The sequence below is a fragment of the Promicromonospora sp. NFX87 genome, assembly GCF_048564965.1.
GTDB lineage: Bacteria > Actinomycetota > Actinomycetes > Actinomycetales > Cellulomonadaceae > Promicromonospora.
In genome coordinates, this window is sequence record NZ_CP183413.1 from 641,110 (window position 1) to 666,243 (window position 25,134).

At 72.7% G+C, this 25,134-nt stretch carries 23 protein-coding genes; 7 read left to right on the top strand and 16 right to left on the bottom strand.

All coding sequences use genetic code 11. The features are described from left to right. Positions 1 to 96: 96 nt before the first annotated feature. Both cysC and ACNYC2_RS02985 read right to left on the bottom strand, forming a co-directional pair. On the bottom strand, positions 97 to 1,395 hold the full coding sequence (gene cysC / locus ACNYC2_RS02980; protein ID WP_419705618.1) for an adenylyl-sulfate kinase: 1,299 nt from the start codon (positions 1,393 to 1,395) through the stop codon (positions 97 to 99). After that, complete coding sequence (locus ACNYC2_RS02985; protein ID WP_419705619.1) at positions 1,392 to 2,417, bottom strand: sulfite exporter TauE/SafE family protein; 1,026 nt, start codon at positions 2,415 to 2,417, stop codon at positions 1,392 to 1,394. Before ACNYC2_RS02985 ends, cysC begins: the two co-directional genes overlap by 4 nt. Positions 2,418 to 2,661: 244 nt before the next feature. On the opposite strand from ACNYC2_RS02985, the gene ACNYC2_RS02990 reads away from it, so the two are divergent. The 3 genes from ACNYC2_RS02990 to cysN are packed head-to-tail and all read left to right on the top strand — an operon-like array spanning position 2,662 to position 5,762. After that, positions 2,662 to 3,537: a 3'(2'),5'-bisphosphate nucleotidase CysQ gene (locus ACNYC2_RS02990; RefSeq protein WP_419705620.1), complete on the top strand. Its 876-nt coding sequence runs from the start codon at positions 2,662 to 2,664 to the stop codon at positions 3,535 to 3,537. Between the two features lie 3 nt (positions 3,538 to 3,540). Continuing rightward, entirely contained in the window at positions 3,541 to 4,443 is a 903-nt protein-coding gene (cysD, locus tag ACNYC2_RS02995) for a sulfate adenylyltransferase subunit CysD (protein ID WP_419705621.1), read from the top strand. After that, positions 4,443 to 5,762, top strand: a complete 1,320-nt coding sequence (cysN, locus tag ACNYC2_RS03000; RefSeq protein ID WP_419705622.1) for a sulfate adenylyltransferase subunit CysN — start codon at positions 4,443 to 4,445, stop codon at positions 5,760 to 5,762. Before cysD ends, cysN begins: the two co-directional genes overlap by 1 nt. A gap of 108 nt (positions 5,763 to 5,870) precedes the next feature. Here the strand turns inward: cysN and ACNYC2_RS03005 are convergent, their stop codons facing one another. The 7 genes from ACNYC2_RS03005 to ACNYC2_RS03035 all read right to left on the bottom strand — a co-directional run bounded on the left by ACNYC2_RS03005 (position 5,871) and on the right by ACNYC2_RS03035 (position 14,608). Next, a complete protein-coding gene (locus ACNYC2_RS03005; protein WP_419705623.1) occupies positions 5,871 to 7,373 on the bottom strand; it encodes a S8 family peptidase in 1,503 nt (500 codons plus the stop codon). 159 nt (positions 7,374 to 7,532) lie between these two features. Beyond that, positions 7,533 to 9,269 (bottom strand): dipeptide ABC transporter ATP-binding protein, encoded by a 1,737-nt coding sequence (locus tag ACNYC2_RS03010; RefSeq protein ID WP_419705624.1) that lies wholly within the window; start codon positions 9,267 to 9,269, stop codon positions 7,533 to 7,535. After that, positions 9,182 to 9,718, bottom strand: a complete 537-nt coding sequence (locus ACNYC2_RS03015; RefSeq protein WP_419705625.1) for a GbsR/MarR family transcriptional regulator — start codon at positions 9,716 to 9,718, stop codon at positions 9,182 to 9,184. Before ACNYC2_RS03015 ends, ACNYC2_RS03010 begins: the two co-directional genes overlap by 88 nt. A 31-nt stretch (positions 9,719 to 9,749) precedes the next feature. Continuing rightward, complete coding sequence (locus ACNYC2_RS03020; RefSeq protein WP_419705626.1) at positions 9,750 to 10,658, bottom strand: ABC transporter permease; 909 nt, start codon at positions 10,656 to 10,658, stop codon at positions 9,750 to 9,752. After that, positions 10,651 to 11,577: an ABC transporter permease gene (locus ACNYC2_RS03025; RefSeq protein WP_419705627.1), complete on the bottom strand. Its 927-nt coding sequence runs from the start codon at positions 11,575 to 11,577 to the stop codon at positions 10,651 to 10,653. Before ACNYC2_RS03025 ends, ACNYC2_RS03020 begins: the two co-directional genes overlap by 8 nt. Next, the gene (locus ACNYC2_RS03030; RefSeq protein ID WP_419705628.1) at positions 11,574 to 12,998 is read right to left on the bottom strand and encodes a M14 family zinc carboxypeptidase; all 1,425 of its coding nucleotides are present in this window, start codon (positions 12,996 to 12,998) and stop codon (positions 11,574 to 11,576) included. Before ACNYC2_RS03030 ends, ACNYC2_RS03025 begins: the two co-directional genes overlap by 4 nt. Then, positions 12,995 to 14,608, bottom strand: a complete 1,614-nt coding sequence (locus tag ACNYC2_RS03035; RefSeq protein ID WP_419705629.1) for a peptide ABC transporter substrate-binding protein — start codon at positions 14,606 to 14,608, stop codon at positions 12,995 to 12,997. Before ACNYC2_RS03035 ends, ACNYC2_RS03030 begins: the two co-directional genes overlap by 4 nt. 176 nt (positions 14,609 to 14,784) lie before the next feature. Between ACNYC2_RS03035 and ACNYC2_RS03040 the strand changes: the two genes are divergently transcribed. The 4 genes from ACNYC2_RS03040 to ACNYC2_RS03055 all read left to right on the top strand — a co-directional run bounded on the left by ACNYC2_RS03040 (position 14,785) and on the right by ACNYC2_RS03055 (position 18,188). Continuing rightward, on the top strand, positions 14,785 to 15,429 hold the full coding sequence (locus ACNYC2_RS03040; protein ID WP_419705630.1) for an FMN-binding negative transcriptional regulator: 645 nt from the start codon (positions 14,785 to 14,787) through the stop codon (positions 15,427 to 15,429). Then, entirely contained in the window at positions 15,426 to 17,027 is a 1,602-nt protein-coding gene (locus ACNYC2_RS03045) for an amidohydrolase (protein WP_419705631.1), read from the top strand. Before ACNYC2_RS03040 ends, ACNYC2_RS03045 begins: the two co-directional genes overlap by 4 nt. A 166-nt stretch (positions 17,028 to 17,193) precedes the next feature. After that, positions 17,194 to 17,631, top strand: coding sequence for a helix-turn-helix domain-containing protein (locus tag ACNYC2_RS03050; RefSeq protein ID WP_419705632.1), 438 nt, complete (start codon positions 17,194 to 17,196; stop codon positions 17,629 to 17,631). Continuing rightward, positions 17,631 to 18,188 (top strand): PIN domain-containing protein, encoded by a 558-nt coding sequence (locus tag ACNYC2_RS03055; protein ID WP_419705633.1) that lies wholly within the window; start codon positions 17,631 to 17,633, stop codon positions 18,186 to 18,188. The genes ACNYC2_RS03050 and ACNYC2_RS03055 overlap by 1 nt, the downstream gene beginning before the upstream one ends. A gap of 97 nt (positions 18,189 to 18,285) precedes the next feature. Here the strand turns inward: ACNYC2_RS03055 and ACNYC2_RS03060 are convergent, their stop codons facing one another. The 7 genes from ACNYC2_RS03060 to ACNYC2_RS03090 are packed head-to-tail and all read right to left on the bottom strand — an operon-like array spanning position 18,286 to position 25,132. Then, complete coding sequence (locus ACNYC2_RS03060; protein WP_419705634.1) at positions 18,286 to 18,639, bottom strand: DUF202 domain-containing protein; 354 nt, start codon at positions 18,637 to 18,639, stop codon at positions 18,286 to 18,288. Further along, positions 18,636 to 18,995, bottom strand: a complete 360-nt coding sequence (locus ACNYC2_RS03065) for a YidH family protein (protein ID WP_419705635.1) — start codon at positions 18,993 to 18,995, stop codon at positions 18,636 to 18,638. The genes ACNYC2_RS03060 and ACNYC2_RS03065 overlap by 4 nt, the downstream gene beginning before the upstream one ends. After that, positions 18,992 to 19,795, bottom strand: coding sequence for a GntR family transcriptional regulator (locus ACNYC2_RS03070; RefSeq protein ID WP_419705636.1), 804 nt, complete (start codon positions 19,793 to 19,795; stop codon positions 18,992 to 18,994). The genes ACNYC2_RS03065 and ACNYC2_RS03070 overlap by 4 nt, the downstream gene beginning before the upstream one ends. Beyond that, positions 19,776 to 21,443 carry a dipeptide ABC transporter ATP-binding protein gene (locus ACNYC2_RS03075; RefSeq protein ID WP_419705637.1) on the bottom strand — a complete coding sequence of 556 codons (1,668 nt, stop codon included), beginning with the start codon at positions 21,441 to 21,443 and terminating at the stop codon, positions 19,776 to 19,778. Before ACNYC2_RS03075 ends, ACNYC2_RS03070 begins: the two co-directional genes overlap by 20 nt. Continuing rightward, positions 21,427 to 23,301 carry a gamma-glutamyltransferase family protein gene (locus tag ACNYC2_RS03080; protein WP_419705638.1) on the bottom strand — a complete coding sequence of 625 codons (1,875 nt, stop codon included), beginning with the start codon at positions 23,299 to 23,301 and terminating at the stop codon, positions 21,427 to 21,429. The genes ACNYC2_RS03075 and ACNYC2_RS03080 overlap by 17 nt, the downstream gene beginning before the upstream one ends. A gap of 5 nt (positions 23,302 to 23,306) precedes the next feature. After that, positions 23,307 to 24,182, bottom strand: a complete 876-nt coding sequence (locus ACNYC2_RS03085) for an ABC transporter permease (protein ID WP_419705639.1) — start codon at positions 24,180 to 24,182, stop codon at positions 23,307 to 23,309. After that, on the bottom strand, positions 24,179 to 25,132 hold the full coding sequence (locus ACNYC2_RS03090) for an ABC transporter permease (protein ID WP_419705640.1): 954 nt from the start codon (positions 25,130 to 25,132) through the stop codon (positions 24,179 to 24,181). The genes ACNYC2_RS03085 and ACNYC2_RS03090 overlap by 4 nt, the downstream gene beginning before the upstream one ends. Positions 25,133 to 25,134 lie beyond the last annotated feature (2 nt).

Below are 25,134 nucleotides of genomic sequence, written 5' to 3' on the forward strand. Positions count from 1 at the left end.
GGCTCGGACCGGTGGTCGAGCCTGTCGAGACCTGTAGGGGTCTCGACAGGCTCGACCACCGGTCTTCCTCGTCCTGCCTGGTCCGGTCAGCGAGCGTCAGCTCAGCAGGTCCGCGAGACGACGGCGGACCGTCTCCACGGCGTCCGGGACCGGGACGTCGGTGGTGTCGATGACCAGCTCGGCGTCGTCGGGCTCCTCGTAGGGCGAGGAGATGCCCGTGAACTCCGCGATCTCGCCGGCTCGCGCCTTGGCGTAGAAGCCCTTGCGGTCGCGGGCCTCGCACACGGCCAGCGGTGTGCTGATGTGCACCAGGACGAAGTGCGCCCCCGCCTCCTCGGCCAGCCTCCGCACCCTGGCCCGGCCCGCCGCGAACGGCGCAATCGGCGCGGCGACCGCGATGCCGCCGTGCTTGGCCACGAGGGCCGCGACGTACCCGATGCGCTCCACGTTGGTCTCCCGGGACTCCCGGTCGAACCCGAGCCCCTTCGACAGGTGGTGCCGAACCTCGTCGCCGTCGAGCAGGGTGGTTCCCAGGCCGTCGTCCTCCAGCTCGGCGGCCAGGGCACGGGCCACCGTGGACTTGCCCGACCCTGACAGGCCGGTGAAGAACACGACGACGCCCCGCCGCTGGGCGCCCCCGGCGGCGGCGCGGGTCACCTCGGCGGCGGAGGCCGGCGGGTACAGCGCCCGCACCGCCTCGTCCCGGACGCCCGGCAGCGCCGCCACGCGCTCGGCAGTGGCCGGTGAGCGGTGCGCGGCGAGCGGCACTACACGTGCGGCGCCGTACGTGGCGGCCACCTCCTCGAGCGTCGTCCCGCCCAGGCCGGACCACGGCACGGCGACGGTGGTCACCCGCGCCTCGGCCTGCTCGGTCAGCGAGTCGGCCAGCCCCAGCGCCGCCCGCACGAGCCCCGGGGCGCCGACGGCGCCCGGCGCCGGAGCGCGGCGGGCGACGGGGACCAGCAGCAGCACCGTGCCGGCGCCGCCGCTCCCGGCGGTGCCCGCGACCGCGCCGGACACGAGGGCCGCCGCGGCGGAGAGCTCCTCGCGGGTCGGGACCTCGGTGACGAGCAGCGCGAGGCTGTTCCCGGCGTCGTCCCCCGAGGCTTCCCCGAGGGCCGCGCGCACCGCGCGGGCCGGACGGCGGACGGCGTCGTCCCACTGCGGGCCGATCGCTGCCGGCACCGGCTTGAGCGGCTCGAGCACGTCGGACTGCTCGCCGGGCCGCACCGTGAGGCGGGCCAGCGGGGTGTTCTCGGCGTCGGTCAGGACCACGTCGGCCGGGACGCCCGGCAGGGCCGCGGCGAGCGACGACGCCGGGAGCGCGCCGCCGAGGGCCAGCTCGACGAGGTCCAGCTCGTCGTCGGACAGGACGCGGGTGGGGGTGTCGGTCATCTGCGAGGGCTCGTTTCTGCCGGTTCGTCGGCCGGGTCGTCGGCCGGGTCGTCGGCCGGTTCGTCTGTCGGGTCGCTCGAGGGCCCGTCGGCGAGCTCCTCCGGGGTGGAGTCTGCCTCGGAACCGGCTGGTGCCGCACCGAAGCGGCGCTTGACCAGGAACCACAGCAGGTTGCCCAGGACCAGCGCGGCGGCCGCCGCGCCCAGCACCACGGGGAGGCTCGCGCCGAGCAGCTTGAGCCCGGACGCGAGCAGCAGGATCGCCAGCGCGCGGCGGATGATGCCGCCCGGCGCACGCGCGGACACGTGGGCGCCGAACCATGCGCCCGGGATCGTGCCGATGAGCAGGGACGTCGTCAGACCGAGCGAGAAGTCGCCGTACAAGAGGTGGCCGAGCGACGCCGCCGCGACGAGCGGCACGGCCTGGACCAGGTCGGTGCCGACCAGCTGGGACGCCTTGAGCGCCGGGTAGAGCAGCAGGAGCACGACGATGACTATGGAGCCGGCGCCGACCGACGTCATGCCCACCAGGAGCCCGGCCACGGCGCCGAGGATCGCGGTGGGGACCGGGCGCACGACGAGCTCGCGCGGCGCGGACAGGAGGGTCGGGCCCTCACCGAGCGCCGACCGGTTCCGGACCATCTGCAGCACGGCACGGACCACGAGGCCGCAGGACGCGATGAGCAGCGCCACCCCGAGCACCATCTTGAGCGTGCTGTCCAGGGAGTCGCCGAACGGCAGCGCCTGGATCAGGAGGGCTCCCGAGAACGCAGCGGGCACCGAACCCACGCACAGCCACAGGACGAGCTTGAGGTTCACCGTCCCGCGTCGCATGTGGACTATCGCGCCCGCCGGCTTCATGAAGAGGCTGGCGACCACGTCGCTCGACACCGCCACCAGCGGGTCGACGCGGAACACGAAGATGAGCATCGGCGTCATGAGCGCGCCGCCGCCCATCCCGGTCAGGCCCACGACGAAACCGACCGCGAGGCCGCCGAGGATCAGGGGGAGGTCGATGCTCATCGAGGGAGCTCCTCAGGCCGGGCACGCAACCCCGTTATTCCGATCAAACCCATCGGGATAGTAGGCATTGACGGCTCCGGGGGTGGTTAGGGGTGAGAAAATGTGCGCTGGCACTCGACGGCATGGCGGAATGGTAGCCTCGGCGCGTCCGCCGGACCTCCACCCACCGCCCCTTGGTCCCTGTCGAGGGGCGGGCCGCGCAGGACGGCCGGATCCCCGGAGAAGACGTCCACCCTGGAGATCGATGAACGCGCCGTTCCCTACGCTCCCTCAGGCGTCGCTCGATGACGACGCCCTTGCCGACGCACTCGCCACGGGAGCGGCGGAGGTGCTCCTCGCGCTCCGCGCCGAGGTCGACGCCGCCGGCGGCTCGTTCGTGGCCAAGGAATTCAAGGACGCGGGTGACGCCGCGGCCCAGGCGTGGCTCGCGGCCGCGCTGACCGCCGCCCGCCCCGCCGACGCCGTCCTCTCCGAGGAGGCGAAGGACGACGCGTCCCGTACCGGCGCGGACCGGGTGTGGATCATCGACCCGCTCGACGGGACAAGGGAGTTCGCCGAACGGCACACCGACGGCCCCCGGGCCGGACAGTGGCGCGACGACTTCGCCGTCCACATCGCGCTCTGGGAGCGCGGGGCCGGCCTCACCGTCGGAGCCGTCGCCCTGCCGGCGCGCGGGCAGGTCCTGACCAGCGCCGACGCCGTCGGCCCGGCGGACGACGGCGCGGCCGTCCTGGCCGGCGACCGCCCGCTGCGGATCGCCGCGAGCCGCAGCCGACCGCCCGCGTTCGTGGCCGCCCTGGCCGAGCGCGACGACGTCGAGCTCGTCCCGATGGGCTCGGCGGGCGTCAAGATGATGGCCGTCGCCGACGGTACAGTTGACGCCTATGTCCACGGTGGTGGGCAGTACGAGTGGGACTCCGCGGCCCCCGTGGCCGTGGCACGGTCGCGAGGGCTCGTCTGCACCCGTCTCGACGGATCCGAGCTCGAGTACAACCGGGAGAGCCCATGGCTCCCTGACCTGTTCGTATGCCCCCCGGCCCTGGCTCCGCACCTGCGTGAGCTGCTCGACACCGTCGGTGTCGTGTCCGTGGTCGGGGCAGATCGCAAGGAAGGTGCTTGAGGAGTGAAGAGTCACGTCCTGAGCCAGCTGCGCAGCCTGGAAGCCGAGAGCATCCACATCATGCGCGAGGTGGTCGCCGAGATGGGGCGGCCGTGTCTGCTGTTCTCCGGCGGCAAGGACTCCATCGTCATGCTGCACCTGGCCGTCAAGGCGTTCGCGCCGGCGCGCGTCCCGTTCCCGATCATGCACGTCGACACCGGGCTGAACTTCCAGACCGTGCTCAGCTGCCGTGACCGGTGGGTGGAGCGCACGGGCGTGCAGCTCGTCGTCGCCTCGGTCCAGGAGGCGATCGACCGCGGGCTCGTGCAGGAGGAGCCCAACGGTTCCCGCAACCGGATCCAGACGCCGGTGCTGCTGGAGGCCGCGGAGAAGCACGGCTTCGACGCCCTGTTCGGCGGCGGCCGGCGCGACGAGGAGAAGGCCCGCGCCAAGGAGCGCGTCTTCTCCTTCCGCGACGACTTCGGCCAGTGGGACCCGAAGAACCAGCGCCCCGAGATCTGGAACCTGTACAACGGCCGCGTCCACCAGGGCGAGTCGATCCGGGTGTTCCCGCTGTCCAACTGGACCGAGCTGGACATCTGGGCGTACATCGAGGCCGAGAACATCGACCTGCCCGACCTCTACCTCGCCAAGGAGCGCGAGGTCGTCGAGCGGGCCGGCATGCTCTACGAGGTCAACGACTTCACCCCGCTCAAGGACGGCGAGACCCCGAAGGTCCTGTCCACGCGCTACCGCACGGTCGGGGACGCGAACCTCACGGCCTGCGTCGAGTCCACCGCGACCACGCTGCGCGACGTCGTCGAGGAGGTCGCGGCGGTGCGCCTCACCGAGCGCGGCGCCACGCGCGGCGACGACAAGGTGAGCGAGGCCGCCATGGAAGACCGCAAGAAGGAAGGCTACTTCTGATGACGACGACTCTCCCGGAGACGGGTTCAGCTCCTGAGGCGCACGACGTCGTCAGCGGCGACCTCCTGCGGTTCGCGACGGCCGGCTCGGTCGACGACGGCAAGTCCACGCTGATCGGCCGCCTGCTGTTCGACAGCAAGTCGATCTTCGCCGACCAGCTCGAGTCGGTGGAGCAGGTCAGCAAGGACCGCGGCGACGACTACGCGGACCTCTCGCTCCTGACGGACGGCCTGCGGGCCGAGCGCGAGCAGGGCATCACCATCGACGTGGCGTACCGCTACTTCGCGACGCCCAAGCGCAAGTTCATCATCGCGGACACGCCTGGCCACATCCAGTACACGCGGAACATGGTCACCGGCGCCTCGACGGCGGACGTGGCGCTCATCCTCATCGACGCGCGCAAGGGCGTCGTCGAGCAGTCGCGCCGGCACACGTTCCTCGCCACGCTGCTGGGCGTGCCGCACATCGTGGTCTGCGTGAACAAGATGGACCTGGTCGACTACGACGAGCAGGTCTTCGAGAAGATCCGGGCCGAGTTCACCGAGTTCGCCTCCCGGCTGCGGGTGCCCGACCTGACCTTCATCCCGGTGTCCGCCCTCGCGGGTGACAACGTGGTGACGCGGTCCGAGAACATGCAGTGGTTCGACGGCTCGCCGCTGCTCAGCCACCTCGAGCGGCTGCACGTCGCCTCCGACCGCAACCTGGTCGACGTGCGCTTCCCGGTGCAGTACGTGATCCGGCCGCAGCAGAACGACACGCGCGACTACCGCGGCTACGCGGGCACCGTCGCGTCCGGCGTCATGAAGCCCGGCGACCGGGTGCTGGCCCTGCCGGCCGGCCTGGAGACGACCATCGCGTCCATCGACACGGCGGACGGTCCCGTCGACGAGGCGTACCCGCCCATGTCGGTGACCGTGCGCCTGGCGGACGAGATCGACATCTCGCGCGGCGACATGATCTGCCGCCCGAACAACGCACCGACGGTCACGCAGGACATCGACGCCCAGATCTGCTGGATGGACGAGTCGGCGTCGCTGGTGCAGGGCAAGAAGTACGCGATCAAGCACACCACCCGGTGGGCGCGGGCGCTGGTCAAGAACATCAACTACCGCGTCGACGTCAACACGCTGCACCGTGACGAGGACGCGACCGAGATCAAGCTGAACGAGATGGCGCGGATCCGGCTGCGGGTGACCCAGCCGCTCTTCGTGGACGCCTACCAGACCAACCGGCAGACGGGCGCGTTCATCCTCGTGGACGAGGCGACCAACAAGACGGTCGCCGCCGGCATGATCGGCGGGCCCGCTCACCAGTACTGAGCGACCGCCTCCCGTTTCACGAAGCACAGTTCCGCGGGAGCATGACAGAAGGGCCGCCGACCTGCGTCGGCGGCCCTTCTGCTCAGCGAGTTCGAACTGCTCGACGACCTACTTGACCGTCACCGCGTCCAGGGCGTCGGTGATGCCGTCACCGTAGAAGCTGTTCTCGTCCAGCGTGCCCACGCAGGCCGGTCCGGCCGTCGTGGTGGTGCACTCGTGGTCGTCGGCCTGGTTGCGGACGGCCGCCTCCAGCTTGGCCGGGCTCCAGCGCGGGTGCGCCGACTTCATGAGCGCGAGGACGCCCGCGACGTGCGGGGACGCCATCGACGTGCCGCTCTTGAGGTCCCAGGTGCCGTCGAGCTCCGTGGACAGGATCGCGCTGCCCGGGGCGGAGACGTCGATCTTGCCGAGGCCGCGGTTCGAGAACGAGCTGAGGTTCGTGGCCTGGGTCAGGGACGAGACCGTCACGACGCCGTCCAGCTCCGCGGGGATGTCCTCGCAGCCGGAGTTGATCACCCGGTTCACCGGTGTCGAGTCGTTCGGGCTCGACGTGTCGGTGGTGTTGTTCGCCAGGTCCGTGGCGGCGTTGCCCGCCGCGGCGGCGTGCACCACGCCACGCTTCGTCGAGAAGTCCACCGCGCGGCGCACGGCCTCCTTCGCGGCAGCCTGGTCGGGCTGGTCCTCGCACCAGTACATGAACGGGTCGATGTAGTACGAGTTGTTCGTGACGTCCATGCGGGTCATGCCCGCCCAGATGAAGCCGCAGATCGCGTACTCCGGGTAGATGTAGCCGTCGTCGTTGACGACCTTGACCGAGGCCATCTTGACGCCCGGCGCGACGCCGACGATGCCGACGCCGTTCTGCGCCGCGGCGATCGTCCCGGCGACGTGCGTGCCGTGGTCCGAGGTGGTCGGCAGCCAGCCCGTGGCCGACAGGTCCGGCCTGCCGCCGTCCGTGCAGTTCACGGACCGGGTCTTGTCGACCTGGGTCGCCAGGTCCGGGTGCGAGGCGTCGATCCCGGAGTCCAGCACGCCCACGACGACGCGGGACGAGCCGGGGTTGACCTCCACGGCCTGGTCGGCCTTGATCATCGTCATGTCCCACTGCGTCGCCTCGCCCGGGTCGGGGACGGCGGTGGTGCCGGCGGGCTCGTCGACGGTCCAGCCGGGGGCTTCCTTCTTGGCCTGGCCCACGACGGTCCTGCTCTTCTTCGCCCCCTCGGCGGTCTCGGTGCCGGGGGTGCCCTCCGTGGGCGACACGGTGCGGGTGGCGCCGACCGACTCGACGACTCCGACGCGGTCGGCCGCGAGCACGTCCTCGCGGAACGAGCCGTTGGCGGAGTGCACCACGACGACGCCGATCTGCGGCCAGGCCTGCACGACAACGCCGTCGGCACGCTGGATGGCCTTGGTCGCGAGGGCCGTGTCGCGAGCGCCGGTGCGCTCGGTGTTGACGACGTACGAGAACAGTGCCCCGTCCGGCGTGATGATCGGGACGGGCGTCGACTCCGGCTCGTCGGCCGCGTTTCCGGCTGCGCTGCCGAACGCGGTGAGCGCGAGCGCCGTCGCTGTAGCGACGGCGAGTGCTCTGCGGGAGTGGGAGATGCGCATGTTCACTCTCCTGTGTTGACCTATGAGCCCCCGTGCGGGGCCCGTAGGGCAACCTACGCGTCCTGGCGAGGATTGCCATCGGATCCGGGCAGAAGATACGAACGCGAAACGAACTTTTTTCTCGTCGTGTCCGGCCGACCGGTTCGGGGTCGTCCCCGCTCACCCTGCCCGGCGTGCCGCCTGCGCCACGGGATCAGGTACGGGGGCGGCGGCGAGCAGCCGCCGGGTGTACTCCTGCTCGGGCCGTCCCAGCACCCGCGTGCGCTCGCCCGTCTCCACCAGCCGGCCCTGATGCAGGACGGCGACCCGGTCGGCCAGCTCGTCCACCACCGCCAGGTCGTGGCTGATGAAGAGGCACGCGAACCCGAGGTTCCGCTGCACCTCTCGGAAGACGTCGAGCACCGTCGCCTGGACGGACACGTCGAGGGCCGACGTCGGCTCGTCGGCGATGAGCAGGTCCGGGCCGAGCGAGATCGCCCGTGCGATCGACACGCGCTGGAGCTGACCGCCCGAGAGCTCGTGCGGGTAGCGGGACGCCCACGCCGCGGGCAGCTCCACGCTCTCCAGGAGCTCCGCCGTGCGCCGTTCGAGCTCCGCCCCGCGGAGCCCGGCGTGGACCAGCAGCGGCTCGGCGACGGACTCCCCGATCGCGTAGCGGGGGTTGAGGGACGCGGCGGGGTTCTGGAACACGACGCCGACCCGGGCCCGGGCCGCCCGGACGGTCCGCGGCGAGTCGTGGCCGGGTCTGGTGCCCACCACCTCCACGGACCCGGAGGTGACCGGCGCCAGACCGAGCGCACAGCGCCCCATCGAGGACTTCCCGGACCCGGACTCGCCGACCAGGGCGACGATCTCGCCGGGGCGCACGCTGAGCGTCACGCCGTCGACCGCGCGGACCGCCCGGCCCCGCCGGTCGCGGTACTCCACCACCAGGTCGTCGAACGCGAGGGCGGGCCGGTCCGTCTCGACTGCTCCGCTCGGCCGTTCCGGCGTCCCCACGCGCGGGACGGCGGCCAGCAGCTCCCGCGTGTACGCGGCGCGGGGCGCGTCGAAGAGCTGGTGCACCGGCGCCGTCTCGACCACCTCGCCGCCGCGCATCACCACCACCCGGTCCGCGAGGTCGGCTACCACGCCCATGTCGTGCGTGATCAGCACTATCGAGGTGGACACGCGCTCGCGCAGGCGGCGCAGCACGTCCAGCACCTCGCGCTGCACGGTGACGTCGAGCGCCGTCGTCGGTTCGTCCGCGAGCAGCACCTCGGGGTCGCAGGCGAGCGCCATCGCGATCATCACGCGCTGCGCCTGGCCGCCCGAGAGCTGGTGCGGGTAGAACCGGAGCCGTTCGACGGGGTCGGGCAGCTCGACCATGGCCAGCAGCTCGACCGCGCGGTCGTGGCGCTGCGTGCGGGACAGGTCGGGCGCGTGCCGGCGCAGCATCTCGTCGAGCTGGAAGCCGATGGTGAACACCGGGTCGAGCGCGCCGGAGGAGTCCTGGAAGACCATCGCGACGCGGCGTCCGCGCACGTCCTGCAGCGCGTGCCGGTCGAGCCCGAGCAGCTCGACGGGTTCCCGGCCGGCCCCGGCGAGGCGAGCGCTGCCGCCCACGACGGCGTGCCGCCCCAGCAGGCCCAGCAGGGCGAGCGAGGTGACGCTCTTGCCGGAGCCCGACTCGCCGACGACGGCGAGCACCTCGCCCGGCAGCACGTCGAAGGACACGCCGCGGACCGCCTGCACGTCGGGGGCGTGTCCGTCGTCGATGCGGAAGGAGACGGTCAGGTCGCGGATCTCGAGCACGGGGGCGGGGTCGGTCACGGTTCTCCTGTTCCGTCCGCCAGGTGGGCGTCGCGGTACGCCTCCCAGTCGGCGAGCATCTTGCGGTGGTATCCGGCGAGCCATTCGTTGTAGTTGCGCGCGTTGACGAGGCGTTTGTGCGGCCCCTCGGCGTCGCCGGCGATCTCGAGCCCGTGGTCGATCACGGTCTCCAGGTGGGCCAGGTAGGCCCGTTCGCCCGCGAGGAAGCTGCCCCAGATGTCGTCCTCGACGCGGAAGTAGTGCTGCCGGTCGCCGAGCACGGAGTGCCGCTTGATGAACCCCACCTCCACCAGCCGCCGGGTGCCCGTCGACACCGCGCCGGCGCTCGCCTTGAGCAGCCTGGCGATCTCCTGCGAGGACAGGTACGGCCGGTCCACGATCATCAGCAGGGCGATGATCCGGCCCTCCATCCGCGGGCTCCAGGTCAGGGCGAACTGCTCCACGAAGTGTTCGACCTCGGCGTCGAGGACGAGCTCGCCGGCGGCGCCGCCGTCCGGCACGTCAGCGGGGTCAGCGGGGGTGTGGCTGCTCATGGGGCCACCCTAGGAGCCCGGGGCGCCGGGCTCACGAGCGACCCCTCGGGTCGAGCACGTCGCGCAGCACGTCGCCGAGCGTGATCATGGCCAGCACCGTGATCGTGAGCACGACGCCGGGCGCCACCAGCATGTGCGGCGACGTCTGGAAGTACGACTGAGCGCTGGAGAGCTGCAGGCCCCAGGAGATCGACGGCGCGTTGAGGCCCAGCCCCAGGAACGTCAGGGTCGACTCCGCGACGATGACGCCGCCGACCATCGTCGTCGCGACCGCCAGGACGGGACCGAGCGCGTTGGGCAGCACGTACCGGGCGATGATCCGACGGTCGGGCAGGCCCATGGCACGTGCGGCCTCGACGTAGGGCGCGTCCCGCACCGTCCGCACGGACCCGCGCACCAGCCGGGCCATCGTCGGCCACGAGAACAGGGCGAGGACCAGGGCGACGGTCACGGCGGACCGGGTGCCGACCGACGTCAGCATGACTACCGCGCCCAGCAGGAACGGGAAGCCGAGAAACACGTCGGTCAGCCGGGCCACGATCCGGTCCAGGAGTCCGCCGTAGTAGCCGGCCAGGGTGCCGACGACGAGCGCGACGGCCAGGGCGAGGGCGGTGCAGAGCAGGCCGACGGTGAGGGAGGCCCGCGTGCCGAACACCGCGTTGGCCCAGACGTCGCAGCCCTGGACGTCCGTGCCCAGGACGTGCCCGCCGCCGGGCGGCAGGGCGCTGGCGGCCAGGTCGCAGGCCCGCGGGTCGGGATGGCCGAACCAGCCGGCGAACGCCGACGGGAGGACCGCGACCAGGGCGAGCACCGTGAGCACCGCGGCGGCCACCCAGAACAGCGGACGGCGGCGCAGGGTGCGCCAGACCCCGCGCCGGGCGGCGGGTGCCGGGGTGCCGGCGGCCGCGACTGCGAGGGGCTCGGTCAGGGGTTCACTCATGGCGGATCCTCGGGTCGAGGACGGAGGCGAGCAGGTCGACGACCAGGTTGGTGAGCAGGAAGACGATGATCAGCGCCGTGGAGACGCCCACGATGGTGGGCCCCTCGTGCGCGCGGATCGCCTGGAACAGGAGCTGTCCGACACCGGGCAGGTTGAAGACGCCCTCGACCACGACCGTCCCGCCGAGCAGGTAGCCGAGGTCGATCGCCAGGAACGTCAGCACGGGGATCGCGGAGCTGCGCAGCACGTGCACCCCGACCACCTGCCGCTCGCGCAGGCCCTTGGCCCGGAGTGTCCGCACGAAGTCGGTGCGGAGCGTGTCGACGACGGAGCCGCGCATGAGCCGGGCCACGGACGCGAGCCCGAACACGGCGATGACGGTGGCGGGCAGCAGGTACGCCGTCGGCCAGCCCTCCCCGGTGCCCGCGACGGGGAACCAGGCGAGCTCCACGCCGAGCCAGAGCTGCGCGGAGACCGCCAGGACGAAGACGGGGATCGAGGTCGCCACGACGGTGCCGGCCAGGATGAGCCGGTCGCTGACCGTCCCGGCGCGCAGCCCGGCGACCAGGCCGAGCACGACGCCGAGCAGCACCTCGATGCCCCAGGCCGTCAAGGCCAGGGTGATGGTCACCGGCCAGCGCAGCGCCATCCGCTCGGCCACCGACTGGCCCTGGAACGTGGTGCCGAGGTCGCCCTGCAGCAGCCCGCCCAGGTAGCGCAGGTACTGCTGCAGGACCGGCTCGTCCAGGTGGTAGCGCTCGCGCAGCTCGGCCACCACGTTCGGGGCGAGCGGCCGGTCCCCACCCAGCGCGGCGATCGGGTCGCCGGGCAGAGCGAACACCATGAGGTAGATGATCAGCGTGACGCCGAGGAAGACCACGAGGAGGTCGGCCAGGCGCCGGGCTACGCGCCGCGTCATCGGCGTCCGCCTCCGCCTCCGCGGCCGCCCGCCCGGGCGGCCAGCACGTGCGACATGGTCAGGGTCGCGCCGTACTGGACGCCGACGAGCCGCTCCACCGGCAGCACCTCCAGGCCCGTCAGGGCCTGCGCGTCGGCCAGCCACTCGTCGTGGACGGCCCGGGCGCGCGCGTGCACCCGGTGCAGCCGGGCCGTGGCGAGCCCGGCCGACGCCTCCGCCTCCAGCGCGCGGACCAGCATGCCGCCGAACCGCAGCCGGAACATGCGCACCACCTCCTCGTTGCTGAACACCTCGGCGCCGGTGGCGGGCCGCGACGGGAGCCGCTCTGCGCGCACCAGCTCGCTGGTGCCCGACGCCGTCATCATCGGCACGAACGCCTCGCTGGCCCGCAGGAACGGGCTGCGCAGGGTGAGGTCGCGCCGCGCGTCGTCGAGCAGGCCGGTCAGCGTGGTGCCCAGCTCGACGAGCGCTTCGGCCTTGGCCCGCACGACGTCGGCGTAGTCCGCGGAGGTCTCGCTCCTGTCGTCGGCGGAGGGGTGCGACCAGTACGGCAGCTCGGCGATCAGGGTGACGGTCCCGTGCCGGCGGGCGTAGGCCGCCGAGCCCTCCCCGCCGACCATCGCGGCGGCGTCGAGCCCCAGCGACTCCAGGTAGTCGTACTCGTCGCGGCTGGACCCCGCGAGGTACACGGCCGGCGCCAGCCGTCGCAGCGCCGGGGACTCGGGCTCGCCGCTGTCCAGCGGCAGGCCGAGCGCCGCGGGCACGGCGTGCAGCGGGCGGACGGCCTCGGGCAGGTCCTCGCTCAGGTAGTAGTAGACGCCGCCCAGCTCGGCGTTGTGCAGGCTGACCATCAGCTCGGGCCGCAGCTCGTCGATCAGGCGCATGAGCGCCTGGGTCTCCGGGATGACGTCGTCGAAGTAGGCGTCCTTGTACGCGAACGGAAAGGTCCACTCCACCTGTTCGGTCGGCGCGGGCCGGTAGAAGCCCCGGGCGTAGGCGGCCCGGTCGCCGGGGTCGCCGAACCAGCCCTCGTTCAGCCGGGTCCCGTCGGGGTCGATGCACGGCACGAGGTGCCACGTGGCGTCCGTCGTCGCGCGCAGCTCCGGATCCGCCACCAGCTCGGCGGCCAGGTGCTGCAGGGTGCGGAACCCGATGGGCTCGTTGGGGTGCACCCCGGCGAAGAGGAGGTGCGGCCGCGGCCCGTCGCCGACCGAGAACATCTCGATCGGCTCGCCGAGCCGAGACGTCCCCACGCGCCGCCGTCGTACCAGCGCCGGGTGGTCGTCGGCCAGGGCCGCGAACCAGTCCAGCAGCGCGTCGACGGTGGGGAAGTCGCTGATCGGCGGGACCGCGCGGGCGCGGTCGAGCACGTCGTCGAGCAGACCCGCGTCGAGCGGGCCCGCGGGGGTCAGCCCGCTCATGCGCCCTCGGCCAGCACGACGGCGGTGAAGGTCGGGTTGCCGACGGCGGAGGTCGGCAGCTCCGCGACGCGCTCCGAGGTGACGTACGAGTAGGTCTCGAAGAACAGCGGCGGTGCCGGGAAGTCCTCCAGGATCCGCTCCTGCACCGCCGCGTAGGCCTCGCCGGCTGCCGTCGGGTCGGCCTCGGCGTCCGCCGCGGCGATCAGGTCGGCGACGTCGTCCTCGTAGTACGGGATGCAGTTGGGGCAGCCGCCGCCGTCGACGTAGAACGAGCGCAGCGTGTTCTGCTGGCTGGGGTAGAGAGCGCCCCACCGGGAGAAGAACGGGCCCTCGATGTCGCCGTTCGTGCGGTTCTCGGAGAACTCGGCCCAGTCGGCGCTCGGGGTCGCGACCGCCTCGACGCCAAGGTTCTGCCGGAGCTGGTTGGCGATGGCCTTGTACAGCTCGTCGAGCCCGATGCCGCCCGGGTAGTAGATGTCGATGGTGCCGTCGAAGCCGCCGGCCTCGTCGAGCAGGGCCTTCGCCGCCTCGGGGTCGTACTCGCAGAACTCGCCGCAGATGCCCTCGGGTGTACCCGCCTCGACGGCGGGGGTGAACGCGGTGGCCGGGGTGTAGAGGCCGCCGTAGACCACGTCGGAGATGGTCGCGCGGTCGATCGCCATGGAGATGGCCTGCCGCACCCGCACGTCCTGGTAGCGCTCGTCCCACAGCGGCAGGCCGAGGTACGAGATGCCCGGCGCGTCGAACGTGTACAGGCGCTCGCCGAAGTCGGCGGAGGCCTGCGGCAGACGGGCGGCGGGCACGCTGGCGACGTCGATGTTGCCCGCCTGGACGTCGGTGTAGGCGGTGGTGGCGTCGGCGTAGGGCACGAACGTGATGCTGTCGACCGTCGGTTCCGGGCCCTGGTAGCCGGCGTAGGCCTCTGTCGCTATCGGCTCGTTCTCCACGTAGTCGCCCGTGACGGCGAACGGGCCGTTCCCGACCGGGTGCCGGTTGTAGGCGTCCAGGTCCTCGAGCGCGGACGCGGGCATCGGGTACATCGCCGTCTGGGCCTGGCTGACCTGCATCGGGAACTGACCGTCCGGGCCCTCCAGCGTGACGGTGAAGGTCAGGTCGCCGGTGACCTCGAGGCCCGACATCTCCGTGGTGGCCGGCTCTCCCTCCGCCGGGTTCAGGTCGTCGTAGCCGGCGATGCCGGCGAGCTGGCCGGAGTTCTCGAAGGCGTCGGGCCCGTAGGCGACTGCGTTCCACGAGTCGACGTACGACTGGGCGGTCACCGGCGTGCCGTCGTGGAACGTCCAGCCGTCGCGGAGCGTGACGGTCCACGTGGTGGCGTCGTCCGACTCCATGGACTCGGCGGCCACGTAGGTGAGCTCGCCGTCGGTGTCGACCCAGGTCAGCGGCGACCACACGGCCATGTTGAGGTCGTAGGCGACCGTCTGCCGGCCGGGGATCGTCTGGATCGGGTCGGTGACGGCGACGCTGATGGAGCCGCCGGACGCACCCGCCTCGGCGTCGGCGTCGGCGGACGCTCCGCAGGCGGAGAGGCTGACGGCCAGTGCGAGCGCCGCCCCAGCCGAGGCCGTGAGTCGCCGTTGTCTCGGGTTCATGGGTCCTCCACTCGGTGGCGCACTCGGGCGCTGTGCGGGGTGGTGCTCGGGTGCCGAACAGTTGAGCGCATACCGCCGAGCAAGGTCAATGAACTTTCAGAACGAAATGAAAGTTTTACGTCGCCGTCACACCCGACGGGTGCCGGACGGGCCCCTCCGGATGGTTCGATGAGCCTGTGATCGAGACCCGCGACTACCAGATCGACGACGAGGCCCGCGTGCGCGACCTGGTCCGCAAACATGGCTGGGCCACCCTCGTCTCCGTGGCCGACGACGGCGCGCCCGTCGCCTCCCACCTGCCTGTCCTGCTGGAGGACACGCCACCGGGGGAGCCGATGAGCCTGCTCAGCCACGTCGGCCGTCCGGACGAGGTGCTGCACGGGCTCGACAGCGGACGCGAGTCGCTGCTGATCGTCCAGGGACCACACGGGTACGTGTCTCCCGGCTGGTACGACATGACCCCTGCCGTGTCGACGTGGAACTACGTCGTCGTCCACCTGTACTGCACGGTGGAGCTGCTGGGACCGCAGGAGTCGTACGCGATCCTGTCCGACACGGTCGACCGGTACGAGTCGGTCATGCCGGACCCCGTCCGGCTGCCCCGGGTCGAGGAGTACGCCCGGCGCATCGCCAAGGGCGCCGCGGGGTTCCGCCTGCGCGTCACCCGGTGGCAGGGCAAGGCGAAGCTCAGCCAGGACAAGCCGCGTGCCGTCGCGGAACGGGTGGTGACGGCGCTGGAGTCGGACCCGCACTACGCGCAGCCTGCGCTCGCGGCAGAGATGCGGGCTGAGCTCGACCGCCGTCCCCGGGAGGAGCCATGAGCGAGCCGCTGCTCCTCACGGGCGCCAGGCTGATCCAGGGTGAGGCGTCGAACGTAGGGTCGGTCGCTCCAACCGGCGGCGCCAGAGCGACTGGGCCTACGTTCGACGGCCGACGCTCCGAGCTTTTCGACCTGTTGCTGCGGGACGGGCGCGTCGTCAGCGTCGGACCGGTGGGCACGGTCGACGCCGGGGCGGCGGAGCGCGTCGACCTCGACGGACGCACCGTGCTGCCCGGCCTCTGGGACAAGCATGTCCACCTCACGCAGTGGGCGCTGGTGCGGCGTCGGCTCGACGTGTCGGACGCCGGATCCGCGGCAGAGGCGGCCGCGCTCGTGCGCGCACGTCTGGGGGAAGGGGAGCTGGAGCCCGGCGCCGCGCTGATCGGTTACGGGTTCCGGGACGGCCTGTGGCCGGACGTCCCGACCGCCGCGCTGCTCGACGCGGTGGCGGGCGACGTTCCGGTCGTCCTCGTGTCCGGCGACCTGCACTGCGCGTGGCTGAGCACCGCCGGCCTGCGGTACGTCGGCGTCGACACGCGCTCCACCGATCCGCTGCGGGACGGTGTGCTGCGGGAGAGCGAGTGGCTGCCGCTGGCCGCCGCCGTCGACCGGGTGGCGGACGATCTCGCCGACACCTGGGTGGCCGACGCCGCCGCTGCCGCCGCGGCCCGGGGCGTGGTCGGCGTCGTCGACCTGGAGATCACCGACAACCTCACCACCTGGCGCCGCCGGTTCGCCGGCGGCTTCGACGCGCTGCGCGTCCGGGCGGGCGTCTGGACGCCCTGGCTGGACGACGTCCTCGCCGCGGGCCTGCGCACCGGCGACGTGCTGCCCGGCACGGGCGGCCTGCTGGAGCAGGGGCCGTACAAGGTGGTCACGGACGGCTCGCTCAACACCCGCACCGCCTACTGCCACGACGCCTACCCCGGCCTGACGGGGCCCGAGGCGCACGGGATCCTGTCCGTGCCGCCCGACGAGCTGGTCCCGCTCATGAAGCGCGCCCACGACGGCAGGCTGCGGTGCGCGATCCACGCGATCGGCGACCACGCCAACGCCCTCGCGCTGGACGCGTTCGCCGCGACGGGCGCGCGCGGCTCGGTGGAGCACGCCCAGCTCCTCGACGACACCGACCTCGCCCGGTTCGCCGAGCTCGGCGTGATCGCATCGGTCCAGCCCGAGCACGCCATGGACGACCGCGACGTCGCCGACCGGCACTGGGCCGGCCGCACCGGGCGGGCCTTCCCGTACGGCTCCCTGGCCGACGCCGGGGTGGTGCTCGCGCTGGGCTCGGACGCCCCGGTCGCACCGCTCGACCCGTGGGTCGCTGTCGCGGCGGCCGTCAGCCGTTCCCGGGACGGGCGCGACCCGTGGCACCCCGAGCAGCGGATCGGGCTGCGGACGGCGCTGGAGGCCTCGACGGACGGGCGCGGGCTGTACCCGGCGGCGGGCGGCCCGGCGGACCTGGTGGTCCTGGACGCGGATCCCTTTGAGGTTGGCGCCGAGGTCGGGGCCGGGGCTACGGGCGCGGCGGACGGGCTGCGGAAGATGCCGGTAGCGGGCACCCTGCTGGCGGGCCGCTGGACCCACCGGTCGTTCTGAGCCCAGGCCGTCGACCCCTACACACCGCCGCGACACGCCGACGGTGGCGGGCAGGGTGTAGGGGTCGCCGCGGTCGCGCGGGTTCCGTTGTCGTTGATGTGCGGTCGCCGGTCATCTACGCTTCGTTTGTTGCGTCTGATTCGACTGTTGCGACTGGAGGTTGGTGATGAGTGAGGCAACACCCCTCATCCCGGGGCCCGCTGATGCGGAGCTGGCTCGGTCTGCGCTGCGCGCGCTCGGTGCCGCGGCTGCCACGGACGGCCCCGTCCATCTTCGGGTCGAAGAGGGCGCCGACATCGTCGTACCGAGGTCAGCGCTCAGTGCGCTGGCGCAGGTGCTCGCCGCTTTTGCGCACGGCGAGGGCGTGACCGTGCTCCCGGCGCAGGCGGAACTGACCACGCAGCAGGCTGCTGACGCCCTGAACGTGTCGCGCCCGTTCCTGATCGGGTTGCTGGAACAGGGCAAGATCGCGTATCGCACCGTGGGCACACATCGGCGAGTCAAGGCTTCCTCGTTGGTCGAGTACATGCGCGCTGACGACGCCGAACGCCTGGCCGCAGCTGACGCACTCTCGGCAGAGACCTATGACCTCGGTCTGACCTGATGTCGGTAGTCGCGCTGTACGACGCGAACGTGCTGTACCCGTCCACGTTGCGTGACGTCTTGATTCGCGTCGGCGTCGCGCAGCTGGTCCGTCCGAAGTGGAGCGACCAGATCCTGGACGAGACGTTCCGGAACCTGCAGGCCAATCGTCCTGATCTCGGCGCTGAACAGCTCCAGCGAACTCGGGACCTGATGAATAGTGCCCTGCGCGACGTGCTTGTCACCGGACATCAGGGCCTCATCGGCACGTTGGACCTGCCGGATCCTGACGACCGGCACGTTCTGGCCGCCGCGATCACCGGTGGGGCGAAGGTGATCGTGACCAAGAACCTACGGGACTTCCCTGCATCGGCGTTGGCGCCGTACGGACTGATTGCTGAGCACCCCGACGACTTCTTGGTCGGCCTCGTTCAGGAGCACTTGACCGTCGTCGCCACCATCGCCGATGCGATTGCGCGGACGTGGAAGAATGCCGATCCCGAGATTGTGCTCAAGAGCTTGACGGTTGAGGCCCCGAGGGCCGCGGAACTGATTCGTGACGGGCTCGCGTCTATGTGAGGCAGGCGAGTCCGGGCCGTCGATCCCTACACACCGCACGCGACACGCCGGCGGTGGCGGGCAGGGTGTAGGGGTCGCCACTGACCAGCAGCAGGGGTCAGCCGGACAGCGCGCCCAGCACGAGGTATCCCGCGCAGGCCGCACCGAGGACCAGGGCGGCGGCCGTGGCGAGGGCGATGGGTGCGGCACCGTGGTCGAGGGATCCGGTGGTGTGCAGCGCGGCGTTGGCGCGCCGGTAGCCGACCGCGGCCGCGACATAGGCGGCGACCGCCAGGCCGGCGCCGATCACGCCCGCGAAGACCGCCAGCACGCCGGCGGCCTCGACCGTGAAGCGCATGGCGACCAGGCTGGCCACCCCGAACGCGAGGCATGTGCGGCGCCAGGCGAGCAGGGTGCGCTCGGTCTGCAGGCCGGAGTCGTAGACGCCGTTCTCGTCGGCCGCCCGGCTCATACGAACAGCCCGATGGTCACCAGCGCGACCGCGACGACGATGCCCACGACGAGCAGCCCGCCGACGGCGAGGCCGGGGAGCGGCCGGCCCAGGCGCAGCGCCGTCTCGGTGGCGGCCCAGCCGAGCCAGGCCTGCACCGCGGCGACCGTGCCCAGCACGAGGAAGACACCGGCAGCGGCCACGCGCCAGCCGGGCGCGGCCGGTAGGGAGAGCGCTTCGAGCGCGAACGCCCCCGCGTACATCCCGAGCGCCGTCCGCAGCCAGGCCAGGAACGTGCGCTCGTTGGCGAGGCTGAACCGGGGGTCCGGCTCCTCGCCGTCCCGGTAGACGCGCTGGGGGAATCGCTTCTCGCTCATGTCCGGGCAACCCCTGTGCCGGCCGTCCGGCGTTCCTCCACCGCCGCCGCGACCACGGGGTCGGAGCTCGGGGTCGTGACGCCGTAGCGCAGCAGGTAGCCGATGCGGGACTCGCGCACGTGCGCGGCCATCAGCGCCGCGGCGCGCTCGCCGTCGCCCGCGTCGATGGCGCTCACGATCACGCGGTGCTCGGGCCAGAGCCGCTTGCCGCGCGGCTGCACGGCGGCGGCATAGAGCCACTCGATCTTCCACGAGAGCTGGCGCAGCAGCCGGGTCATCGTCGCGCTGCCGCTGAGCTCGGCGATGGCTATGTGGATCTGGTCGTTGATGGCGACCAGGGGATCCAGGTCGTCGGCCGCCACGTGCGCGTCACCCGCGTCGAGCAGGGCGGCGATCTCGCGGCGGATGTGCCACCAGCTCTCGGGGCTCTCGTCGCCCGAGTAGAGCGCGGCCGCCCGGCGGGCGGCGCTGCGGGCCGTCGCCACCTCGAGGGCCTCGCGCACCGCGAAGAGGTCGTCGGCGTCGTGCACCGGGATGGGTGCCACCCGCGAGCCCACGTGCGGCCGGGAGTCGATGAAGCCCTCGCTCTCCAGGCCGCGCAGCGCCTCCCGGACCGGGACCCGGGAGACGTCGTAGCGCTGGGCCAGCGACGCCTCGGTGATACGAGCGCCGGGGGTCAGGACGCCGGCGATGATGTCCCGCCGGATCGCGTCCTGGACCGACACCGGCCGTCCGCCGGTCGGTAGGCCGCCGGCCGGTACGGGGTCGGCGAGCGCGGGCTCATCGGACGAAAGCGGCACCGGGGATGGCTCCTAGCAGGTCGCGGGTGTAGTCGGCGCTCGGGGAGTGGAACACGTCGTCGACCGCCCCTTGCTCCTCGACGCGGCCTTGCCGCAGCACCACCACATTATCCGCTATGCCGCGGACCACTGCGAGGTCGTGGCTGATGAACAGGTACGACACCCCCAGCCGTTCCTGCAGGTCACCCAGCAGCTCCAGGATCTGCTCCTGGACCAGCACGTCGAGCGCGGAGACCGCCTCGTCGAGCACGAGCAGCTCCGGCTCGGGGGCCAGCGCCCGCGCGATGGCGACGCGCTGCCGCTGCCCGCCGGACAGCTCGCCCGGGTGCCGGTGTGCCACGTCCCGCGGGAGCGCCACCTGGTCCAGCAGGTCGGCGACCCGCGCGCGCCGCGAGTCCCGGTCGCCGATGCCGAAGATCCGCAGGGGCTCGTCGACGATCCGCTCCACGGTGTGCGTGGGGTCGAGCGAGGCGTACGGGTCCTGGAACACCGGTTGCACGCGTCGCCGCAGGGCGCGCCGCTCGGTGCGCGAGGCCCCGGCGATGCTCCGGCCGTCCACCAGGGCCTCCCCGCTGGTCGGTGTCTCCAGGCCGAGGAGGATGCGGGAGACGGTGGTCTTGCCCGAGCCCGACTCGCCGACCAGCGCGGTCGTCCCGCCGCGCGGCACCGCGAACGACACGTGGTCCACGGCGCGCAGCAGCCCGCCCCGCCCTCGCACCCGGTACTCCTTGACCAGGTCCCGCACGGTGACGACGTCGGCGCCCGCGTCGCGCTCCACCGGAGCCGACGGCGCCCGCGTCGCCTCGCCCTGCGTGACGACGGCGGCCGGGGCCGCCGCGACCAGCCGCCGCGTGTACTCGTGCTGCGGCGAACGCAGGACCTGCTCGGGGGTGCCCTGCTCGACGATACGGCCGTCGAGCATGACGATGACCCGGTCGGCGCGGTCGGCGGCGAGCCCCAGGTCGTGCGTGACCAGGATCATGGCGGTCCCGTGGGCCTCGGCCAGCGCCACGAGGTGGTCGAGGATGCGCCGCTGCACCGTGACGTCCAGGGCCGACGTCGGCTCGTCGGCGAGCAGCAGCTCGGGCTGCCGGGCCAGCGCCATCGCGATGAGCACGCGCTGGCGCATGCCGCCCGAGAACTCGTGCGGGAACTGCTTGGCGCGCCGCTCCGGCTCGGGTACGCCCGCCTCGGCCAGCAGCTCGACGACGCGCCGCCGCACGGCTTCACCGCGCAGGCCGTCGGCACGCAGGGCGTCGGCCACCTGGTCGCCGAGCCGCATGGCCGGGTTGAGGTTGGTGCCCGGGTCCTGCGGCACCAGGGCGATCCGGCCGCCCCGGACGGCGCGCATGCGGGCCTCGCCGGCGGAGGCGAGGTCCTCGCCGTCGAGGCTGATGGTGCCCCCGGTGATCCGGCCCGAGCCGGGCAGGAGTCGCAGGAGCGCGGCGACGACCGTCGACTTGCCCGAGCCGGACTGGCCCACGATCGCGACCCGCTCGCCGCGTGCGACGTCGAGGTCGACGTCGCGCACGACGGGGGTGTCGCCGTAGGCGACGTTCAGGCCTCGGACGGACAGGAGGGGTGGTCTCGACAGGCTCGACCCGCGGTCCGGGCTCGCCCCGGCGGCGTTCTCAGCGTCCTGCGGCATATCCCTGCGCCCCTCTCGGGTTGGCGGCGCCGCCGAGCAGCCCGGTGGCCGGGTCGCGGGTCACGGCCGACAGGCGCCCCAGCGCCCAGTCGCCGGCCCGCGTCACGACGTGCCCGCGGCGCTCCAGAGCGGCGATGACGTCGTCACCGAGCCGGTCCTCGACCACGGCGCCGCCCGGCGTCCAGGTGCGCGGCCAGAACGAGCCGGGGAACGACGTCGTGTGCAGGGCCGGTGCGTCGATCGCCTGCTGCGGCGTGTACCCGCCCACGAGCACGCGCAGCAGGAACAGCAGCTGCCACTGGTCCTGCTGGTCGCCGCCGGGGGAGCCGAGCGCGATCAGCGGCTCGCCGTCGCGCAGCACGAGCGTGGGCGTGAGCGTGGTCCGCGGCCGCCGTCCGGGGACCAGGGCCGACGGCGACGCCTCGTCCAGCCACGTCATCTGCAGCCGCGTGCCCAGGCAGAAGCCGAGGCCGGGCACCGTGGGGGAGGACTGCAGCCAGCCGCCCGACGGCGTGGCCGAGATCATGTTTCCCCAGCGGTCCACGACGTCGATGTGGCACGTGTCCCCGCGGGTGGCACCGGTGTGCTCGGGGGTCTCGACAGGCTCGACCACCGGCGCGAGGACCGTCGGCTCGCCGATGCCCGCCGCCGCACCGCCCGTCGGCGCGCCCGGCAGCGAGCCGGACGGGGCGCTCGTCGCGTACTCGGTGCGCAGCGCGGGCACGGGCGGCGTCGGCCGGCCGGGCACGTCGCCGGGGCGCACCTCGTGGCTCGCGGTGTCGCCGACGAGCGCCCGGCGGCGGGCCGCGTACTCCTCGCTGAGCAGGTAGGTCAGCGGCACGTCGTCGGCGGCGGGGTCCCCGTACCAGACGTCACGATCGGCCATCGCGAGCTTCTGGGCCTCGAGGACCGTGTGGGCGCCGAGCTCGGTGGACGGGTCGAGCGCGGCATCGTCGAACCCCTCCAGGATCTTGAGTACCGCCAGCATGGCCGGGCCCTGCCCCCAGGCGCCGGTCTTGGCGACGGTGTACCCGCGGAACGTCGCGGTGCAGGCCTCCTCGTAGGAGGCCTCGAAGCCGGAGACGTCGGCGGCGGTCATGACGCCCGCGTGGTCGCCGCCGTCGGCGTGCCGGTGCGGGGTGCCGACGAACGCCTCGACGGCCGCGCCCACGCGTTCGCGCCAGGCCACCCTGGCGAGGTCGATGGCCTCCGCGCGGCTCGCCGCCCCGGAGCCCGCCGCGACGACCGCGTCCAGCAGGTCGGCGTACTCCGGGTTGGTCACGAGCGTGCCGGGGGCGGGCGCCGCGCCGTCGGGCAGCCAGCGGGCGGCCGAGGTGGGCCAGTGGTCCCGGAACAGGTCGCTGACCAGGGAGATGGTCGAGCTGACCCGGCCGAGCACCGGGTGCCCGTCGCGGGCGTACCCGACCGCGTACGCCAGCACGTCGCCCAGGTCCCAGGTGCCGTGGTCGCGCAGGAGCAGCAGCCAGGCGTCGACGGCGCCGGGCACCGCCGCCGCCAGCGCCCCCGAACCCGGCACGAGGTCGAGCCCCTCGGCCCGGAAGTGCTCGATGGTGGCGCCCGCCGGGGCGGGGCCCTGGCCCATCAGCACACGCGGGGCCGACGGCGCGCCGGCGGTGACGAAAACACCCGTCATGTCGCCGCCGGGCCCGTTGAGGTGCGGCTCCACGACGTGCAGCACGAACGCACCGGCGACCGCCGCGTCGAACGCGTTGCCGCCCCGTTCGAGCACTGCCTGGGCGCTCGCGGTGGCGATCCAGTGGGTGGATCCCACCATCCCGAACGTGCCCTTCAGGTCGGGGCGCGTGACAGGGGTGGCGGGTGGGGAGAACGACGTCATGACACTCACTTACGGTCGGTGGACGGGTCGAGGGCGTCGCGCAGGGCGTCCCCGAGGAGGTTGAAACCGAGGCAGATCGCCACGATGGCCAGGCCGGGGAACAGCGCGGCGGTGGGCGCGCGGCCCAGGTACTGCTGCGCGTCCGAGAGCATGATGCCCAGGCTCGGCGTGGGCGGCTGGATGCCGAGCCCCAGGAACGAGAGCACCGCCTCGCCCAGCACCGCCGCCGGCATGATGACCGTGGCCTGCACGATGATCGCGGACAGGCAGTTGGGCAGGACGTGCTGCGCGAGGATCCGGGCGCCCGAGGCGTCCATGGCGGTCGCGGCGAGCACGAACGAGCTCTCCTTGAGCCGCATCGTCTCGGCCCGCACCACCCGCACCATGGTCGGCACCTGCGCGATGCCGAGCGAGACGGCGGCGCCCGAGAGGCTGGGCCCGTTGATGGCGGCCAGCCCCACCGCGAGGATGAGGAACGGGAACGCGAGCGTCACGTCGGTCAGGCGGGAGACGGGCGCGTCGAGCCACCGCCAGTAGCCGGCGGCCAGCCCGAGCGGCGTCCCGACGACGACGGCGAGGCCGACGGCGACGATCCCCACCATGAGCGACGCCCGGATCCCGTACATCATCCGGGACAGGACGTCGCGGCCCAGGTCGTCGGTGCCGAGCGCGTAGCCGATCGTGCCCGGCAGCTGGAACGGCGCGTCGAAGTGGACCTCGGCGGGTCCGTGCGGCGCGAGCAGCGGAGCGAGCAGCCCGGCCAGCACCACCACCGCGAGCATGACGGCGCCGGTGATCGCCTGTGGGGTCCGCAGCCGGGAGAGCAGGCGCCGGGGTGCGACAACGGCGGGCGCGAGCTCGCCGTGCTCGATGACGGTCATGAGCGGCCTCCCACTCGGATACGCGGGTCGATGACGGAGTACAGGACGTCCACGGCGAGGTTGACCAGCACGTAGCCCACGGTGGTCAGCACCACGACGGCCTGGATGACGGGGTAGTCCCGCTGGAAGACGGCGTCGAGCGTGAGCTTGCCGAACCCGGGCAGCGCGAAGATCTGCTCGGTGACCACCGCCCCGGAGATCAGGCCGCCGAGCTGCAGGCCGGCGATCGTGACCACGACGATGAGGGAGTTGCGCAGCCCGTAGCGCAGCAGCACCCGGGTGCGGCCCAGGCCCTTGGCCCGGGCCGTGCGCACGTAGTCCGTCTGCATGGTCTCGATCATCGAGGCCCGGGTCTGCCGCATGATGACGGCGGCCAGGCCGGTGCCCAGGATGAGCGCGGGCAGGGTCAGGTGCACCAGCCAGCCGACGGGATCCTCGGTGAGCGGTACGTAGCCGGACGCGGGGAACAGCCCGAGCCCGACGCACAGGTAGAGGATCGCGAGCATGCCGAGCCAGAAGTTCGGCACGGACAGGCTGGTCAGCGCCGCCGCGTTCGCCATCCACTCGGGCCAGCGCCCGCGGTAGCGCTCCGCGAGCAGGCCGAGCACCACCCCGGACACGACGGCGACGACTATCGCGTACAGCGAGAGCCAGAGCGTCACGGGCAGCGTGGCCGCGATCATGCTCACGACCGAGGCGCCGGTGCGGGTGGACTCGCCGAGGTCACCCGAGGCGACCTCGGCGAGGAACCGCCCGTACTGCACCCAGACCGGCTGGTCCAGGCCCAGGTCGGCGCGGATCATGGCGAGCCGTTCCGGCGTGGCCTCCTCGCCCGCCATGGCGAGCGCGGGGTCGCCGGGCAGCATGCGGACGCCCAGGAAGATCACCACGGACGCCAGCAGGAGGGTGACGGCCGACTGCCCGAGGCGGGCGAGGAGGTAACGACGCATTC